Origin of the sequence: Maritalea sp. (assembly GCF_047634455.1) — a bacterium.
Taxonomy (GTDB): Bacteria; Pseudomonadota; Alphaproteobacteria; order Rhizobiales; family Devosiaceae; genus Maritalea.
In genome coordinates, this window is the sequence record NZ_JBLIAI010000005.1 from 63338 (window position 1) to 79472 (window position 16135).

The following is a 16135-nucleotide window of genomic DNA, read 5'->3' on the forward strand; positions in this document are numbered from 1 at the left end:
TTGTTCTCCTCACAAAAGGAGAGCCCAATGATTGACATAATTTTCACCCCAATTCCAACTTCTGTTGCTCAAAATTGGTGGGAGGGTGGCCCGGACGAACATGGCAACCCGCTCGAAACCCGCATTTCGGATGGCGGCGCACCTTGTCGCCACTGCCTTAAAAACATCAAAGAAGGAAAGTTGGTTTTGTTGGGCGCATACAAGCCGTTTTCATCAACAGGACATTTTGCAGAAACGGGGCCGATTTTTATCTGCAGCGATCCTTGCGAACGCTTTGCTGGAGAAAAAATATCGTCCCACCGGTAGTTGCAGGCCGCGAAACATTCATCATTCGCGGTTATTCGGCAGATGAAAAGATCGACTATCGCACAGGCCAAATCGTCAATGTTTCAGATCTACAAAACACTGCCGAGCAAATTTTTGCGCACAAAGATGTTGCGTTCATCCACTTACGCTCCGCAGCCTATACGTGCTTCACCACCCGCATAGACCGGGCGAATTAAGCGATAAAGCTTTTCACCAACTGCGCAACAAATGGCGCCATTCCCGTTGGGCCGGACTTGCGGTCTTTAAGGTGAATGGAAATATCGGGGCGTTTGCGCGCAATCAAACCTATTAATTCGCCCCGCATTTTGTCATCAAGGCCCGCGCCCATAATTGCGATGCCAATATCGGGGTGCGCGTCCAAGGATGTTGACACATCAGCAAAATTCCCCACCTCCACCCAAGAAACACCCAAATCGCCAAACTGTAATTTGACAGCCTTTACAATCCCGGGTTTGCGTCCCATCACCAAAACCCTTGCCATATTCACACTCCCAATTTTGCAATTGTCCACTTTACCCCAAGAACTTCATATTGCTGCCGCAGTTCGCCTCCATCAAGCAACATTCGTTTTGAAATTGCACTGTGAGCTGGCTGTTCCAATCAAGGCCTGCTAAGAGCTATTTAATCGCAAATTGTTGGGGGACGCCATGTTCAGAATTCTTGCTGTATTTATGTTGCTGTTGCCGCTTGCAGGCTGTCTGAACGCCACATCACCGTTGCCCGCCGGACTTACCGCTTCAATGGCGAACCCAGGCGCTCAACTTGATAAGCAAGAAGCCATTGGCCTGATCAATCAATATCGCGCCGCAAACAATTTGGCTGCACTTGTCCTCACCACAGAACTCAATATAGCCGCCTCACAAGCAGCTGCACGCTACGCAAAAGACGGCAACAATAATGGTGCCGCTGCACTCGTCGCTGGACGGGCAAATGCATCGGCCCTATTCAGCGCCGGCTATACCACTTTTGCTGAAACATTTTCTGGTTGGCGCGGGTCAAACCGCGATGCAAAAACACTTTTGATGCCAAATGTAACAAATGCAGGGCTAGCCGTAACTTACAACGCCAATTCAAGCTTTGGTGCCCATTGGGTACTCATTGTCGCCGAGTAATCATATGCTGGTGGATACAATTGGCCTCAATTGCCCGCTGCCCGTGATCAAGGCTGAAAAAGCTTTGAGCAATATGGCCAGCGGCGATGTTTTGATACTATTGGCGAGCGACCCAATTGCTGTGATTGATATTCCAAACATGTGCAACAAAGCCAGACACAAGCTTCTTTCGAGCACGCAAGATGGTAAAGTGCTGCGTTTTGAAATTCAAAAATCCTAAAAGCCAATAGACGCCCGAAATCGAACGGACAACAATCTAAAACTGCGCTAGATTGCGCGCATGCTTTTTCAATTGCCAAATGACGACCAACTCTATCAAGCGCTGCTTGACCGCAACCCATCCTACGATGGACGCGCCTATGTGGGCGTGTCCTCCACCCATATCTTTTGTCGCCTGACATGTACGGCAAGAAAACCCAAGCGCGAAAATTGCAGCTTCTATTCTGAGGTATCCGTCGCCATTGCGGCAGGATTTCGCCCCTGCAAAAGATGCAAGCCGCTCGCGCCCGAAGCCAATGGTGACCCAACCATTCAAGCGCTCACCAACGCACTAGAAGCTAAACCTGCTCATCGTTGGTGTGAAGACGACATCACCAACATGGGTTTTGACCCCTCAACGGTGCGCCGAGCGTTCAAGCGTCAATTTGGCATTACGTTTTTGGAAATGGCCCGCCTCAGCCGCATCCGAGATGGGTTCACCACCTTGGCCGGTGGCGGCAAGGTCATCGAAGCGCAATTGGACGCAGGATACGCCTCCCCCAGCGCTTTTCGAGCCGCTTTTGCAAAACTACTGGGTCTACCGCCGGGTAAACTGGTTAAGGATGCCCTGCTCAAAGCGGATTGGATCGACACGCCTTTGGGCGCAATGATTGCCATATGCGATAACAACGCCTTGCATTTGTTAGAATTTGGAGACCGCAAGGCATTGCCCACTGAACTCAAAAAGCTAGTGAAGACGGTCAAGGGCAATATTGGCATTGGCCGGTTTGCGCCCACTGATCAAGTGGACGAAGAACTCAAACAATTTTTCGCCGGAAAATCGGATCAGTTTACAGTGCCCTTGGCGTTGCATGGTTCTGTCTTCACAAAAAATGTATGGAACAATTTGCGGACTATTCCCACAGGTCACACCAAGAGCTATTCTGAATTGGCGAACGATATTGGCCGCCCCACCGCCACCCGAGCCGTGGCGCGGGCCAATGGCGCCAACCAAATTGCCATCCTCATTCCGTGCCATCGGGTAATTGGCGCAGATGGCTCGCTCACCGGATATGGCGGCGGGTTGTGGCGCAAACAAAAGCTGATTGAATTGGAGCGGCAATATTTGGTCCGTTAACATCCCGCCAACGTGCTACGCACCAACCATGTGCCAATCGTGCTGGCAAGAAGCTCGTCACCAATAAGTTCGATCTTTTGGTCATCAATCTCTTTTTCCAAACGGGACAAACCAAGCCAAGCTGAGGTCATAGCTTTAAGCTCGGCACTGACAAAAAGATCAACATCAAACCCAGGATCACTCCAACAAATGTCCACATCGCAACCGGGTTTGGCAATCAACCAATAGCTGGGTTGCTCAGTTTCAAGCTCACGAAACATAAATTGGATCGTTGTTTTCTGCTTCATTGGCAGCGCATTTCGATCCACTTTGCGGCGGATATTCCACATCAAAAGCCGCGCATCCAAATGCTCAAGCGTCACCTCTGAATCAACATTGCGGTGCGCCCATTGCCCCAACGCATGCACGATTGGGCCAAGTTCATTGCCCACAGGCGTAATCTTGTAGGTCACAGCCCCCGTCACCCCGTCTTCGCGTCGCGTGATCAACCCGCGCACTTCCATTTCTTTGAGGCGCTTCGACAGTAAAGTTGGCGACATGCGCGGCACCCCGCGCCGGATTTCATTGAATCGCATGGAGCCCGACCACATTTCGCACATGATCAAAAGCGTCCAACGCGGCTCCAATATTTCGCATGCCATCGCAATCGGGCAAAACTGATTATAGCTGTTTTGGGACATCATCCCTCCTCACATGCTGGAGTATGGGCACCCCATATGGTCTCGTCCAGTACAGATAGAGTACCAGCACCGATCCATTTTCTACACTAGGGCAGCCAATCCCGACTGTCTTAACGTTGAGGTTCAACCAACAAGGAGACAGATATGCCGCTCATCGACATCAATGTAATCGAAGGGGTGTTCACCCCAGATCAAAAACAAAAACTCATCACAAATGTAACAGACGCAGTCGTCGCCATTGAAGGCGAGAACTTACGCGGCGTCACTTGGGTGCGCATACTGGAAGTGAAAAGCGGCGATTGGGCAATAGGCGGTCAACGCCTACAATCCGGCGATGTGCAAGACATGGCCCGTGGAAGCGGTTAATCGGCACAATGTCGCCTAAGGCTGTATATAATGCGGTCTTAGGCGTGGCAGTTCAACCGTTGCGACCTCGGGTACAAAATTGTACGCGGGGCGTGGGCGCGGTAAGTCCACATTCACCAATTTGCCCAATGTGCGGATCTGCACCCGTTTTGGTGCGATCGTGTCCCCTAAATAGGTGGGTTGACCATCAAGCCCAAATGGAAACGCAACCTCACGATCTTGCGCATAAGACTTCGCTTGTGTTCCACAAATCTTGTCGCGCATATTCACCGGCATCGACGCCAAATTGGCCAAGCCGATAACCGATTTTCCGCCGCCTTTATACCGACCATCAAAGCCACGTTCCAGCAACAAAGCGGTAAGTTCGCCCCGCTCCCGCTCCGAGGATGCGCCCATAACAACCGCCATCAATTTGCGGCCCTGCCGTTCTGCGGTCGCAACAATATTCAGCCCAGACGCGCACAAATAACCGGTTTTCATCCCCGTCGTACCGCGAAACTTGGTCAACAAAATATTGAAGGACGCCAATTTGGATTTGCCAAACTCAATAGTGCGTGTATCAAAAAGCCCGTCATATTGCGGGTATCGATTGCGGATCACAACCGATAGGACCGCCAAATCCCGAGCACTGGTGACTTGTTGCAATTCATACAACCCATTTGGATTGACAAAATTGGTGTTGCTCAACCCCAAATTACGCGCGTGTGCATTCATCAAAGCAACAAACTTAGTTTCGCTGCCCCCCACCGTTTCAGCTACAGCAATCGCCACATCATTAGCCGATTTTACGATCAGCAGATAAAGTGCATCCTCTAGTGTTACAGCAGTACCCACGGGAAAGCCCATTTTGCTGGGGGGCGCTTTAAGCGCATTTGCCGACATGATCACCGGCGTGTTCAATTCGACTTCGCCTGCTGCAATAGCTTCAAACGCCACATAGGCTGTCATCAGCTTGGTTAGCGACGCTGGATACCATGCAACGCCCGCGTCTTCTTCGTACAGAACCTCGCCGCTTTGCATGTCGACCAGCAATTGCGGAATGGCAAGCGCTGACGAACACGCGCCAAACACCAAAATACTGACAGCAATCACCCAACGCAGAACGCGCATTTCATCCCTACCCAAAACTGTAACGAGCCAACTTGTTACCAGACAAGAAGCTTGATGCAAATGCAATGGGGCAAATTGATGTTCATTTTTGCCCCAAACATACGCACAAAGAAATTAGTTTTGCGTCCAACCCCGTCAATATGCCCATAACATAATCCAACAAACTGACATGTTACCCCAACAGGCCAGCCAAAATGCAATGGGCGGAGATGTGATCAACATCCCCGCCCAGCAAAACTCAATTTTAACAGGATTGCAGCCTAAAACTCCGCCCAGTCCTCGCTGATCGCAGCATTGCCTTGACTAGCGTAAGACGGCTTTTTCGGCGCGGCCCTTTGCTGAGGCGCTGGTGCTTCAACTGGCTTTGAATGCGAGGCTGAACCTTTAATCCGGAACACGTCAACAATCTGATCCAATTCAACCGCTTGAGTTTCGGTTTGAGCAATTGCTGCGTTGGTTTCTTCCACCAATGCCGCATTATGCTGGGTCATTTCATCCATCTGGCGCACGGCCATACCAACTTCTGAAATCGCAGATGATTGCTCTTTTGAAGCTTGGGCAATGTCTGCCATCAAAGCTGCATTTTCTTGAACCGCAGTGAGCATCTCACCAAGTTTGGCCGATGCGCCGGAAACAAGCTTGGTGCCCTCAGATACCTCACCCGCACTTTGCTCAATCAAGACTTTTACCTCAGAAGATGCACCCGCAGCACTTTGTGCCAAGCGCCGCACTTCCACCGCCACAACCGCAAAGCCTTTGCCCGCTTCGCCAGCCCTTGCCGCTTCAACCGAAGCGTTCAATGCCAGCAAGTTGGTTTGGAATGCAATGTCATCAATCAAACCAATAATATTGGAGATTTTTGAAGATGAACTTGTAATGCGTTCCATTGCCGTAGAGGCATGGGCCATCGCCTCACCACCTTCTGAAGCAAGTTGGGAAGCGTGTGTTGTCTTTTGCGTCGCCAATTGTGCTTTTTGGGCGTTGTCTGCAACCGTCTCGGACAATTGCTCCATCGCAGCAGACGTCTCTTCAATCGTGGCAGCCTGGCGTGTGGTGCGTTCACTCAAATCGTTAGCGCCCACCAAAATCTCGCCAGTTGCCGACTTTAGACCGCCAGAAGTTTCACGCAATCGCCCAACAATTTCAGTCAGCCGGTCTGCGACCGCATTGGTATCTTGTTTAAGTTTTAGGAACGAGCCCTGATAATCACCTTCAACACGTTGGGTGAGATCGGTCTGAGCAAGCGCTGCAAGCACTTCGCCGGTCTCATGCAGTCCGCGATCCACAGTTTCGACCAATCCATTTACACTTTGGCCAAGTGCGTTCAATTCAGGATCTGGAAACTCCATATCAACGCGGTTGGTAAAGTCGCCTTGCACGGCCGCATCAACAACCTTGCCAAAAGCCCGCTGCAAATCTTGCATCATCTGCGCCCGCTCTTCGCGGGTTTGCTTGCGTTGCTCGACATCCTGTTCGCCAAGTTCCGCCATTTTCAACCCGTTTTCACGGAAGATTTCCACAGCGCGCGCCATCTCTCCAATTTCGTCGGATCGATCAGCCCCCAAAACTTCAACTTCATTGTCGCCCGAAGCCAGTTCACGCATAATCTGAGTAAGTGTTCCAACAGGTTTGGTAATTGACCGTCCGATGACGAACGCAAGCGCCAACAGCGCCCCAGCAATCGCCGCGGTCAAGCCGAGTTGTTGCATCAATGTTTGTTGATTGGCGGCGCGTAGATCATCAATATAAACGCCCGTGCCAACGATCCAACCCCAATTTTTGAAGTAGGAAACATAGCTGCTTTTATCGACCGGTGTTTTTTCTTTGCCACGCGGCCAGACATATTCCATGAAACCCGCGCCTTGCTTCTTCGCAATAGCGATCATGTCGACAAAAATTGCTTTTCCGTTGACGTCTTTCATACCAAGCTGATTGCCACCCACCAATTGCTTTGCAAATGGGTGCATGATCATCACGCCACTATCATCGATGGCAAAGAAATATTCAGCACCGCGATATCGAATATCTTCAAGGGAGCGCAATGCATTGGCTTGCGCTTCTTCAACGGTGATCTCGCCCGCTTCTGCGCGGTCAAAGTTCGCCTGCACAATCGCAATCGCTGAATCAGTTAACGACACCAGTTCCTGTGAACGCAGATCGGTGCGCGTATTGTTGATATTGCTGATGCTCAAATAGGCGAGCAATCCAACCGCTACCATGGATAGCGCAACAAGAAGGTAAATTCGGGCAGAAATCTTTAGTTTATGCATGCGCCAATTCTCCAGCAAAATCATGACATACGCACCTGCCGTGCGTATCCCTAAACCGCAATATCCGAGTAAGGTATCTTCGCAAAATGTACCAATTTTGACGGCGCATTAGCCCCACCCATACCAAATTGGCAATAATTCTTGATCAACCTTTATTCGACCATTCGCTCAGCACTTTGCAATGAAATCAGTTAAGTAAGCATAAACCATTACGGATAAATTGTCGCAGGCAACGCGCAATCGCACAACTGATGAAAAGCCATGTCAGCCGATTGAATAGTTATCTGGTCAATGATGTGAAAGTGCCATGGTGAGACATTTAGGCAAAACAAAACCCGGCAGCTAAAAAGCATACCGGGTTTTTGTTTGGTGCGGGTGGAGGGAATCGAACCCCCACTCCCGAAAGAACGGGATTTTGAATCCCGCGCGTCTACCAGTTCCGCCACACCCGCACTAAGGTGATCGGGGCGGAATATAGCCAAAAACGCTGGCGCGTCAATCACTGATTGACACGAAATTCAAACTGATTACATCTGGGGCGCAAAAGGGCATCGTGTCCTGAATTAAATCTAAGGATTGATGCTTGTGATCAGACGCCTATATGACTGGGTTTTAGCGCTCGGCGCATCTAAACATGCCCCCAAAGCCCTCGGCGCCATTTCGTTTGCTGAAAGCTCGTTTTTTCCCATGCCGCCAGACATCATGCTGATCCCGATGGTGTTGGCAAAACGTAATTCTGCATGGAAGTTTGCCCTTATTTGTACCGTCACGTCGGTCCTTGGTGGCATGTTGGGTTACTATATTGGGTCAGCTTTACTCGAAACAATCGCCCGTCCCATTCTTGAATTTTACGGCTACTGGGACAAATTTGAAACCTTCCAGATGGCCTTTAATGATTGGGGACTATTGATCGTTTTTGTGTTTGGCCTGACACCCTTCCCCTATAAGGTGATCACCATAGCGTCGGGCGCAACCGGCCTTAATCTACCCATATTCATCCTCTCCTCTATCGTGGCGCGTGGCCTGCGATTTTTCATCGTCGCGGGATTGCTGTTTTTCTTTGGTCCGCCCATAAAAGATTTCATTGAAAAACGACTTGGATTGATGTTTTTCATCGGCTGCGCTTTGCTGGTCGGCGGCTTTGTTGCCATCAAATTTTTGATTTAACCGGCTAAACTATTGGGGACTGCCGTGATTGAGTTGAACGCAAAAAACCTGACATTGGGCGCAATGGTGCTCGCGACAGCATCGATATTGAGCGCCTACGGCTTTCAATATATTGGCGGCTATATCCCGTGCGATCTGTGCTACGAACAGCGTAATCCCTACTATATTGGCATTCCCATTTTGCTGGTTGGTTTATTCTTATGGGATCGCCTGACCGCCAATCTACGGACGATGTTTTTAGGTGTCGCGGCCCTGATTTTTGCTTATGGCACGTGGATGGGCGGCTATCATGCCGGCGTAGAATGGGGTTGGTGGCCCGGTCCGGACACCTGCACAGGCATTGGTGCTGGTATCGCTGATTTTGCCGATTTGCAGAACATCAATGAAACGGTGGTTATCCCGTGCGACCGCGCGCAGGTGCGGTTCTTTGGCCTCAGCTTTGCCGGGCTGAACGCGATTGTTTCTACAATTATTACTGCGGCATTGCTCTACGCGGGCTACTTAAATTTCCACGCCAATAAAAAATCATAATTGTTCAAACGCCTGTATGTCTGATTTGAGTCGAAAATGGTGAGGACTGAGAACCAGCGTGCAGCGTACTAAAAGTACGTGAGCACCGGAAGCGCAAAAGGCTGCCAATTTGGACTCGTTGCTCTTCACCAAAAAAATGGCTTATTCGAGCTGAGAATTTCGTGCTCTGAGTAGGAGCCGCCAAAGCGAGAACCGGAGAATACTCAAATGTATTTGAGGATCGCAGCGCGACGGCGACACCCGCAGACACGAAAAGATCGCTCTGAAGAAGCATTTTAAGGTTCTAGTTCAATATCCCAATAAAGATAATCCATCCAACTTTCATGCAAATGGTTTGGCGGAAACTTGCGCCCATTGGCTTGCAGATCATAAACCGTTGGTTGAAACGGTGTTTGGCTGGGCCACATGCCAATATCGCGCGGCATCTTATTGGCTTTGCGCAAATTACACGGCGAGCAAGCAGTCACCACATTTTGCCAGGTCGTACGCCCACCGCGAGAGCGCGGAATCAAATGGTCAAAGGTCAAGTCATGACGCGAACCGCAATATTGGCAGCTAAATTTGTCGCGCAAGAAAAGATTGAATCGCGTAAAGGCGGGATTGCTTGCTGGCTTAATATAGGATTTTAGCGCGACGACGCTGGGCAAATTCATTTCAAAGCTCGGGCTTCTGACAACCCGGTCATATTCTGAAACGATATTTACCCGATCAAGACACACCGCTTTGATCGCGTCCTGCCAAGACCACAAAGACAATGGATAATAGCTCAGCGGCCTAAAGTCCGCATTCAACACGAGCGCCGGAAGAGCCTCGGGTGACACATGGATTGTCACGCCTTCCTCCTTTGGTCAGAATCACGCTCTTACAATCACCCCATCATTGTGCCGTAAGATGGCACCCCTGTGAAGGCATGTTAATCATCTCTTTACCTAGGGTCTGGACTCAATGTCGATTTGGTCGTCTGGTTTGAACACATGGCTTAAGAACCCGGTGGCGAATTGAAGCCCATCCATAGAAATCGAATGGCCCGTCTGCTGCGTCACCTTTAGCGATACATTGATGTAAAACTCTTCCAAAGCAGTTTTAGCATCAAGACTACCTTGCACCGGCACCACATCATCGTCTTCGCCGTGCACCAAACATACTGGCGGTGAGGATTCCATTTCGTCGCCAATGGTCTCTGCATCCACCATTTTGCCTGAAAAACACAAAATGCCCGCCAAAGGCTCTTCAAACCGGAGCCCTGTATAAAGCGCCATCATCGCCCCTTGGCTAAACCCACCAAGCACCACGTCTTTAAGCTCAAGCCCCGCATCCGCCGTCCGTTGCAAAACAAAGTCGCGAATAAGCGGATGAGCTTGTTCAGCGCCCGCTTCGTAATTGGTGTCACCCCGTTCTAAATCCAAGTGGAACCATTCAAATCCGAGCGGATTAACAGAGCAAGGGGCTGGCGCATTGGGCGCCAAAAACTCAACGTCCGGAAAACCTTGGTTCCAAAAATTGCCGAGCCCGATCATGTCTTTGCCATCAGATCCATAGCCATGCAGCAAAATCACAAGCTTGTTTGGCGGATTGCCATTTGCCGGTTCAAGTTTGGGGCCAAACAATTCACTCATATCAAAATGCCTTCTTTACTCTTTGTCACCGCATAATAGCGCCACATCAAACGCGCCGCCGCACCCCGATATGGTGACCATTTTTGCGTCAATTTAATGGTCTCATTAATGCTGGGTGTAACATCATGCCCCATATGGTGCGCAACTATTTTTCGCAAAGCCAAGTCGCCAACTGGAAAAATATCCGGGTGTCCCACACAAAATGACAGGTAAACCTCTGCCGTCCAAGGGCCAATCCCTTTGATCGCGGTGAGCATTGTCAGTGCATCACTTAACGAAGCCAAGGCCACGCGGTCATAATCTAAATCGCCTGATAGTTCGGCGAGTGCGATCGCCCTTATGGTTGCAGATTTTGCTTTTGAAAGCCCAACTCCATTTAGCGCATCTGCGTCCAATTGAACAAAGCGCTTTGCGTTCAATTCGCCCAACACATCTGAAAATCTTTCCCATATCGCCGCCGCTGATTGCACGGACAAAAGCTGCCCCACCACAATCCGCGACAAGCCAGCAAACCCGCCTTGTTCAGCACGAAGTGGCACCGGATCGCACAGTGCCAAAACAGGAACAAGGGATGGATCAAGGTCTGTCAGGGCGGCCAAATGCGCGCGCAAAATCACTTCTTCGCGCAAACGATCATTGAAGGGGTTTGATTTCATGTTTGTCTTTCGCCTTTGAACGTGGCAACTAGAGCAACTATGAACATCATTGATCAACCCATTTTCCGCTTTGCCCCCAGCCCTAACGGGCAATTGCATCTCGGCCATGCTTTTTCGGCGCTTCTCACCCAACAATTAGCACAGCTTGCTGACGGCAAATTGCTGCTGCGGATTGAGGATATCGATACGATACGCTGCACCCCAGAAGGCACGGAGCAAATGCTCAATGATCTGGATTGGATCGGCTTTTCTTGGGACGAAGAACCGCGCCATCAGTCAAATCATTTTGCTGACTATGAAAAAGCCCTCAACGCTTTACATGCTGAAGGTTTGCTTTACCCGTGTTTTTGCTCGCGCTCTCAGATCAAAGCCAATGCAACGGGCGAAAAAGATCCCGACGGCGCACCAAAATATCCAGGCACCTGCAAGCATATGAGCCCATATGATCGCGAGAAGCGCTTAAACAGCGACGCGGCCTATGCGCTGCGCCTTGATATGGAAAAAGCATTGGCAAAAGTTGGCGATGTAACGTGGCAGGAATTGAGCGAAGACTTAAGCGAAGTTGAGACCATCAAGGCTGACCCTTCCGCTTGGGGCGACGTGATTTTGGCCCGCAAATATACCCCAACATCATATCACTTGAGCGTTGTGGTGGATGATGCGGACCAAGGCATTACCCATGTAACCCGCGGCAAAGACCTATATTTTGCCACCGCCGTGCACCGCGTTTTGCAAGACCTGCTTGAGCTGCCAGAACCGAAATATATGCATCATGGCCTTATCCTTGATGATGAGGGCAACAAGCTCTCCAAATCAAAAAAATCCTTGAGCCTTATCGCCCTAAAAAAACGAGACTGGACGCCAGAACAAGTCCGCGCCCAGCTGGGGTTTGAGGAAGATGAAGAAGACTAGAGCGTTCTCAGCAAAAGTGAATACCGGTTTTGCGGTTCGAGAACGCGACCAGAAAAGTGCTAACGACGAAGGTTAAGCCAGTGCCGGTATACGCTTCAGTGTTTTGAGTTTTTCAAGCTCAGCTTCCGGCAAAAGCGATAAAGTCGTTTCAGCAACAGCCCGCTCAAACGGCGTACCAAACCCTGCGCCCAAAAGAGCGTCCAACTTTGGGTCGACCAATTCCTGTGGCGACTTCCACAAATAGCGCATTTTGACCACTTCACGCATTACTGGCTGGAAAATCCCCATAATACTCAGCAGCCACCAAGGCATGCTGGTCACTTTGTAGGGCTGCGGCACCACCCGTTGGATTGCGTCGGCAATTTCTTGCCCAGTAACAAAGTTGCCGTGGAAATGGAAGTTTTCAAACGTGTTTAGCTCGTCACGCGCTGATGCAATTTTTTCAAAAGCCCGACCAAGATCTGGCAGATAGGCCCAGGTGTGTTTGGTTTGCCCATCACATGGCAGCGTGATTTTTTTGCTTTTGAAATTCATCGCGAAACCCAAATCAAACCAACTGCCTTCGGCTCCGGGTCCATAAAAATCACCAGCCCGCATCATAAAGGCCTTAAAGCCAAATTGCTCAGCGCCCGCTTGCAACGCCAATTCCATCCGCTTGCGAATTTCACCCTTTGCCGTTTCCGGATTTTGCGGGCTGTGCGGTGTCATTTTGGTGACGCTCGCCGCGAAATTGTACACGTTGGCCGAAAAGACCAGCGTTTTACCGCTTCCTTTCATCGCTTCAATCACCACGTCGTTCATGCGTTCGGCTTCGCCCTCCCATTTGTCATAAGGAAGGTTCAATGCATGTACGACAACATCCGCGTTACTGATTGCGCGTTTCACATCGCTCAGATTGAACGCATCGCCTTGCACAAAGGTGAACCCATCAAACGATGTTTTGTTTGAACGACCAAAGCCGTTCACGTTCCAGCCTGCTTCGATAAAAGCTTTTGCCGCAAATTGCCCGATGCGCCCATTAATGCCGAGAATTGTTACTGTGTCAGCCATGTTGTTGCTCCTGAGTTTCGAATTGTTTGCTTGACTGCCCCTAACATATCCATTCATATTCAAATTGAAATTAGCCAAAATCGCATCTCAGGTATTCAGTTATGAATAACATTAAACTCCCCTCAGAACCCGATTGGTTTTTATGGCGGTCGTTCTTAGCCGTCATGGATGAGGGGTCATTATCTGGCGCGGCACGTGCGTTGGGCGCATCCCAACCCACACTTGGCCGGCATATTGAAGAGTTGGAAAGCTGCCTCAACGCGGTATTGTTTGATCGAACGGGCCGGGGCCTAAAGCCGACATCTATCGCTTTTCAATTGGTTGACCCGGTACGCAATGCAAAATCTGCTTTGGCCCAAGCCCAACTCGCGGTAACTGGCGCTACCGAGCTGCTTGATGGCACTGTGCGGATCACCGCGTCGCAAATCATTTCGCACAATATTTTGCCCGCCATCCTCAAAAAAGCGCGCGAACTATTTCCGATGATCGAATTGGAGATCGTACCCTCAGACGCCGTTGAAAACCTTTTGCTGCGCGAAGCAGATATCGCCATCCGTATGTTCCGCCCCGGCCAATTGGATGTGGTCGGCAAAAAAATCGGCGATGTGCCCTTACGCGCCTGCGCCCATCAGTCCTATTTGGATAAACATGGCACACCCCTGACGCCGCAAGACCTATACGACCACGAAATCATCGGGCTTGATCGGCAAGACGATATTATTCGGGTTTCTAAGGCCATCGGTTTTCCGCTCGAACGGCAGAATTTTAAACTCCGCACTGACAGCCAAACGTTGATTTGGGAAATGGTCAAACAAGGGTTGGGTGTCAGTTTTGCCCAGTTCAACCTCATCGAAACCACCCCGGGCATGGTGCATATTGTGCCGGACCTCAAAATTCCTGCAATGGAAATGTGGCTGGTGGCGCACCGCGAAGTGCACAAGGCAAATCGCATCCGCGTCATTTATGACCTGTTGGCAAGCGAACTATCCGCTTATACTGGCGCCAAAATGTAAAACCAACGAGTCGACCCATGGATCAACCAATCAACATTCTCATCTTTGTCGCCCTTGGCGTGGTGGCGCTCATATTGTTCGCTGGCCTGTTCAACATGCTGCGCGGCGGTTCGCCTAATCTTTCTCAAAAACTCATGCGCGCCCGGGTCATTGCTCAATTTATCGCTATTGTCATTTTGTTTATAGCGGCATTCTTTTTCGCACCGCGCTAAGGAGCAATTATGGTCAAGCTGAACAAAATCTATACGCGCACCGGCGATGATGGCACCACTGGTTTGGTTTCTGGCCCACGTCGCTCAAAGGCTGATATCAGGGTAGAAGCTTACGGCACCATTGATGAGGCGAATTCAACCATCGGCCTTGTGCGCTTGCATTCAAGCGAGAATGAAAAGCTCGATGAGGCGCTGGCCCGCATTCAAAACGATCTGTTTGATGTGGGTTCAGATTTCGCCACGCCGGGACCGGACGAGGGCCTAACTTACGAGCCATTGCGAGCTGTGCAGAGTCAAGTGGATTGGCTGGAAGAAACAATTGATTCCTATAATGAAAATCTTGAACCGCTCAAAAGTTTCACCTTGCCCGGTGGCAGTGCTTTGTCGGCGCATTTACATCTCGCCCGCACCGTAGTGCGCCGCGCCGAGCGCATTGGCGTTGCTCTATTGGCCGCAGAGAAAAATACAAATCCAGTTGCCGTGAAATATCTCAATCGATTATCGGATTTGCTGTTTGTTTTATCTCGTGTCACAAATGATAATGGCGCGCGCGACGTTTTGTGGCAGCCGGGCAAAAACCGATAGTCACATCGGCGGGGGTGCCGGGGAAGCGAACTTAGTTCGCGACGGCGGCATACAAATAAGCGGCGGGGGTGCCGGGGTCGAGAGCAAAACGACCAACGGCGGCGCGTAAAACAAGCCCCGGGGGGTGCCGGGGTCGGGAGCAAAGCGACCAACGGCGGCTAAAAGAAAGTTTGGGGAAAGCTGTTTGTTCATTCCATTGTACGATCAAAACCCCAAAACCTATGTAAACCGCCCTTGGGTTAATCATGCCCTGATTGCCATCAACTTAATCATTTTTACCATCCAATATTTGCTCCCTGCTTCAGGCGAAGAAATGGTGTTGATCACCATGGCCGTAGTCCCCGGTTGGCTCAACGAACCGCTTATTGACCAAGTGCCGTTTTTACCAGATCAAACCACTCTGTTCACGTACGCGTTTTTGCATGCCGATTGGATGCATGTCCTAACCAACATGCTGTTTTTATGGGTGTTTGGCGACAATATCGAAGACGCTATGGGCCATGTTCGATATCTCATATTCTATCTGGCTTGCGCAGCGGCTGGTGGCCTTGCTCACATGCTGGCTGACCCAACAAGTACCGCACCATTGGTTGGTGCATCAGGCGCTGTTGCCGGTGTCATCGCCGCATACATCATTTTGTACCCAAAAGTGAAAGTCTATGTGCTGGCGCGGATCATCATCCCCTTGCCTATTCCCATTCCCGCCCTTTGGGTACTGGGATTATGGATTGCCATGCAATTGTTCTTTGTGCTGTTCCCCGATGGCAGTGCCACCGCATGGTGGGCGCATATTGGCGGGTTGATTGCAGGGGCAACGCTGGTTTTCTTCATGAAACGCAGCACGGTTAACCTTTTTGGACGCTAGCTCAATTGCACAAACAATCGACCTAGCAAAAATTCTAACCAATCTGTTTACCCGCCATTAACGCTAAATGGGCGACACTGGCTTCAACTGAAAAGCTAGGAAGGCGCTTCAGATGGACATGTCATTGATCACCCAAGCCATTGGGATGCAATCAGCACAACGCCAGCAAAGCGCCGAGCTTATGATGGTGAAAGCTGCAAATGACATGCAGCAACAAGCCGTAAATATGCTCGAACAAGGCCTCGCCAACGCCAGGGCGATGCCCGCAGCCGGCACAGGCATATTGGTCGACAAATCGGCCTAGCACTCTTTCCAAACCAGAATTCT

General features: G+C 50.4%; 22 protein-coding genes and 1 tRNA gene. 14 read left to right on the plus strand and 9 right to left on the minus strand.

Annotated elements, in window-relative coordinates; genetic code table 11:
- Positions 1-27 precede the first annotated feature (27 nt).
- A complete protein-coding gene (locus ACJAZW_RS03155) occupies positions 28-306 on the plus strand; it encodes a DUF1203 domain-containing protein (protein ID WP_415155416.1) in 279 nt (92 codons plus the stop codon).
- Positions 264-503, plus strand: coding sequence for a DUF1203 domain-containing protein (locus tag ACJAZW_RS03160; RefSeq protein WP_415155417.1), 240 nt, complete (start codon positions 264-266; stop codon positions 501-503). The genes ACJAZW_RS03155 and ACJAZW_RS03160 overlap by 43 nt, the downstream gene beginning before the upstream one ends.
- On the opposite strand, the gene ACJAZW_RS03165 is transcribed toward ACJAZW_RS03160, so the two are convergent.
- On the minus strand, positions 500-808 hold the full coding sequence (locus ACJAZW_RS03165; protein WP_415155418.1) for a hypothetical protein: 309 nt from the start codon (positions 806-808) through the stop codon (positions 500-502). The two genes, ACJAZW_RS03160 and ACJAZW_RS03165, sit on opposite strands and share 4 nt — an antisense overlap.
- 166 nt (positions 809-974) lie before the next feature.
- On the opposite strand from ACJAZW_RS03165, the gene ACJAZW_RS03170 reads away from it, so the two are divergent.
- Genes ACJAZW_RS03170 through ACJAZW_RS03180 form a run of 3 tightly spaced genes read left to right on the plus strand, consistent with a single transcriptional unit; the run spans position 975 to position 2775 of the window.
- The gene (locus tag ACJAZW_RS03170) at positions 975-1439 is read left to right on the plus strand and encodes a CAP domain-containing protein (protein WP_415155419.1); all 465 of its coding nucleotides are present in this window, start codon (positions 975-977) and stop codon (positions 1437-1439) included.
- Positions 1426-1659, plus strand: coding sequence for a sulfurtransferase TusA family protein (locus ACJAZW_RS03175; protein WP_415155420.1), 234 nt, complete (start codon positions 1426-1428; stop codon positions 1657-1659). The genes ACJAZW_RS03170 and ACJAZW_RS03175 overlap by 14 nt, the downstream gene beginning before the upstream one ends.
- Before the next feature lie 60 nt (positions 1660-1719).
- Positions 1720-2775, plus strand: a complete 1056-nt coding sequence (locus ACJAZW_RS03180) for a bifunctional transcriptional activator/DNA repair enzyme AdaA (protein ID WP_415155421.1) — start codon at positions 1720-1722, stop codon at positions 2773-2775.
- Here ACJAZW_RS03180 and ACJAZW_RS03185 read toward each other — a convergent pair.
- Complete coding sequence (locus ACJAZW_RS03185; RefSeq protein WP_415155422.1) at positions 2772-3455, minus strand: winged helix-turn-helix transcriptional regulator; 684 nt, start codon at positions 3453-3455, stop codon at positions 2772-2774. The two genes, ACJAZW_RS03180 and ACJAZW_RS03185, sit on opposite strands and share 4 nt — an antisense overlap.
- A 144-nt stretch (positions 3456-3599) precedes the next feature.
- On the opposite strand from ACJAZW_RS03185, the gene ACJAZW_RS03190 reads away from it, so the two are divergent.
- Positions 3600-3821, plus strand: coding sequence for a tautomerase family protein (locus ACJAZW_RS03190; RefSeq protein ID WP_415155423.1), 222 nt, complete (start codon positions 3600-3602; stop codon positions 3819-3821).
- A 15-nt stretch (positions 3822-3836) separates the two neighbouring features.
- On the opposite strand, the gene ACJAZW_RS03195 is transcribed toward ACJAZW_RS03190, so the two are convergent.
- From ACJAZW_RS03195 to ACJAZW_RS03205, 3 genes are all read right to left on the minus strand, one after another.
- On the minus strand, positions 3837-4931 hold the full coding sequence (locus ACJAZW_RS03195) for a D-alanyl-D-alanine carboxypeptidase family protein (protein ID WP_415155424.1): 1095 nt from the start codon (positions 4929-4931) through the stop codon (positions 3837-3839).
- 260 nt (positions 4932-5191) lie between these two features.
- A complete protein-coding gene (locus tag ACJAZW_RS03200; RefSeq protein ID WP_415155425.1) occupies positions 5192-7201 on the minus strand; it encodes a methyl-accepting chemotaxis protein in 2010 nt (669 codons plus the stop codon).
- 367 nt (positions 7202-7568) lie between these two features.
- Positions 7569-7653, minus strand: a tRNA-Leu gene (locus ACJAZW_RS03205).
- A 133-nt stretch (positions 7654-7786) separates the two neighbouring features.
- Here ACJAZW_RS03205 and ACJAZW_RS03210 point away from each other — a divergent pair.
- Both ACJAZW_RS03210 and ACJAZW_RS03215 read left to right on the plus strand, forming a co-directional pair.
- Positions 7787-8368: a YqaA family protein gene (locus tag ACJAZW_RS03210; protein WP_415155426.1), complete on the plus strand. Its 582-nt coding sequence runs from the start codon at positions 7787-7789 to the stop codon at positions 8366-8368.
- Between the two features lie 24 nt (positions 8369-8392).
- Positions 8393-8899 carry a disulfide bond formation protein B gene (locus ACJAZW_RS03215; RefSeq protein WP_415155427.1) on the plus strand — a complete coding sequence of 169 codons (507 nt, stop codon included), beginning with the start codon at positions 8393-8395 and terminating at the stop codon, positions 8897-8899.
- Positions 8900-9174: 275 nt separating this feature from the next.
- On the opposite strand, the gene ACJAZW_RS03220 is transcribed toward ACJAZW_RS03215, so the two are convergent.
- The 3 genes from ACJAZW_RS03220 to ACJAZW_RS03230 all read right to left on the minus strand — a co-directional run bounded on the left by ACJAZW_RS03220 (position 9175) and on the right by ACJAZW_RS03230 (position 11171).
- Positions 9175-9732 carry an HNH endonuclease gene (locus ACJAZW_RS03220; protein ID WP_415155428.1) on the minus strand — a complete coding sequence of 186 codons (558 nt, stop codon included), beginning with the start codon at positions 9730-9732 and terminating at the stop codon, positions 9175-9177.
- A gap of 96 nt (positions 9733-9828) precedes the next feature.
- Positions 9829-10515, minus strand: a complete 687-nt coding sequence (locus tag ACJAZW_RS03225; protein ID WP_415155429.1) for an alpha/beta hydrolase — start codon at positions 10513-10515, stop codon at positions 9829-9831.
- Positions 10512-11171: a DNA-3-methyladenine glycosylase family protein gene (locus ACJAZW_RS03230; protein WP_415155430.1), complete on the minus strand. Its 660-nt coding sequence runs from the start codon at positions 11169-11171 to the stop codon at positions 10512-10514. The genes ACJAZW_RS03225 and ACJAZW_RS03230 overlap by 4 nt, the downstream gene beginning before the upstream one ends.
- 48 nt (positions 11172-11219) lie before the next feature.
- Here ACJAZW_RS03230 and gluQRS point away from each other — a divergent pair, with 48 nt between their 5' ends.
- Positions 11220-12083 (plus strand): tRNA glutamyl-Q(34) synthetase GluQRS, encoded by an 864-nt coding sequence (gene gluQRS / locus ACJAZW_RS03235; RefSeq protein WP_415155459.1) that lies wholly within the window; start codon positions 11220-11222, stop codon positions 12081-12083.
- Positions 12084-12155: 72 nt separating this feature from the next.
- Here gluQRS and ACJAZW_RS03240 read toward each other — a convergent pair whose 3' ends face one another.
- Complete coding sequence (locus ACJAZW_RS03240) at positions 12156-13133, minus strand: NAD-dependent epimerase/dehydratase family protein (protein WP_415155431.1); 978 nt, start codon at positions 13131-13133, stop codon at positions 12156-12158.
- Between the two features lie 101 nt (positions 13134-13234).
- On the opposite strand from ACJAZW_RS03240, the gene ACJAZW_RS03245 reads away from it, so the two are divergent.
- The 5 genes from ACJAZW_RS03245 (at position 13235) to ACJAZW_RS03265 (ending at position 16112) form a co-directional block, all read left to right on the plus strand.
- Positions 13235-14146, plus strand: coding sequence for a LysR family transcriptional regulator (locus ACJAZW_RS03245; RefSeq protein WP_415155432.1), 912 nt, complete (start codon positions 13235-13237; stop codon positions 14144-14146).
- A 17-nt stretch (positions 14147-14163) separates the two neighbouring features.
- On the plus strand, positions 14164-14358 hold the full coding sequence (locus ACJAZW_RS03250) for a twin transmembrane helix small protein (protein WP_415155433.1): 195 nt from the start codon (positions 14164-14166) through the stop codon (positions 14356-14358).
- A 9-nt stretch (positions 14359-14367) separates the two neighbouring features.
- The gene (locus ACJAZW_RS03255) at positions 14368-14943 is read left to right on the plus strand and encodes a cob(I)yrinic acid a,c-diamide adenosyltransferase (RefSeq protein WP_415155434.1); all 576 of its coding nucleotides are present in this window, start codon (positions 14368-14370) and stop codon (positions 14941-14943) included.
- Between the two features lie 184 nt (positions 14944-15127).
- A complete protein-coding gene (locus tag ACJAZW_RS03260) occupies positions 15128-15808 on the plus strand; it encodes a rhomboid family intramembrane serine protease (protein ID WP_415155435.1) in 681 nt (226 codons plus the stop codon).
- A 112-nt stretch (positions 15809-15920) separates the two neighbouring features.
- Positions 15921-16112, plus strand: coding sequence for a hypothetical protein (locus ACJAZW_RS03265; RefSeq protein ID WP_415155436.1), 192 nt, complete (start codon positions 15921-15923; stop codon positions 16110-16112).
- The last annotated feature ends 23 nt before the right edge of the window (positions 16113-16135 follow it).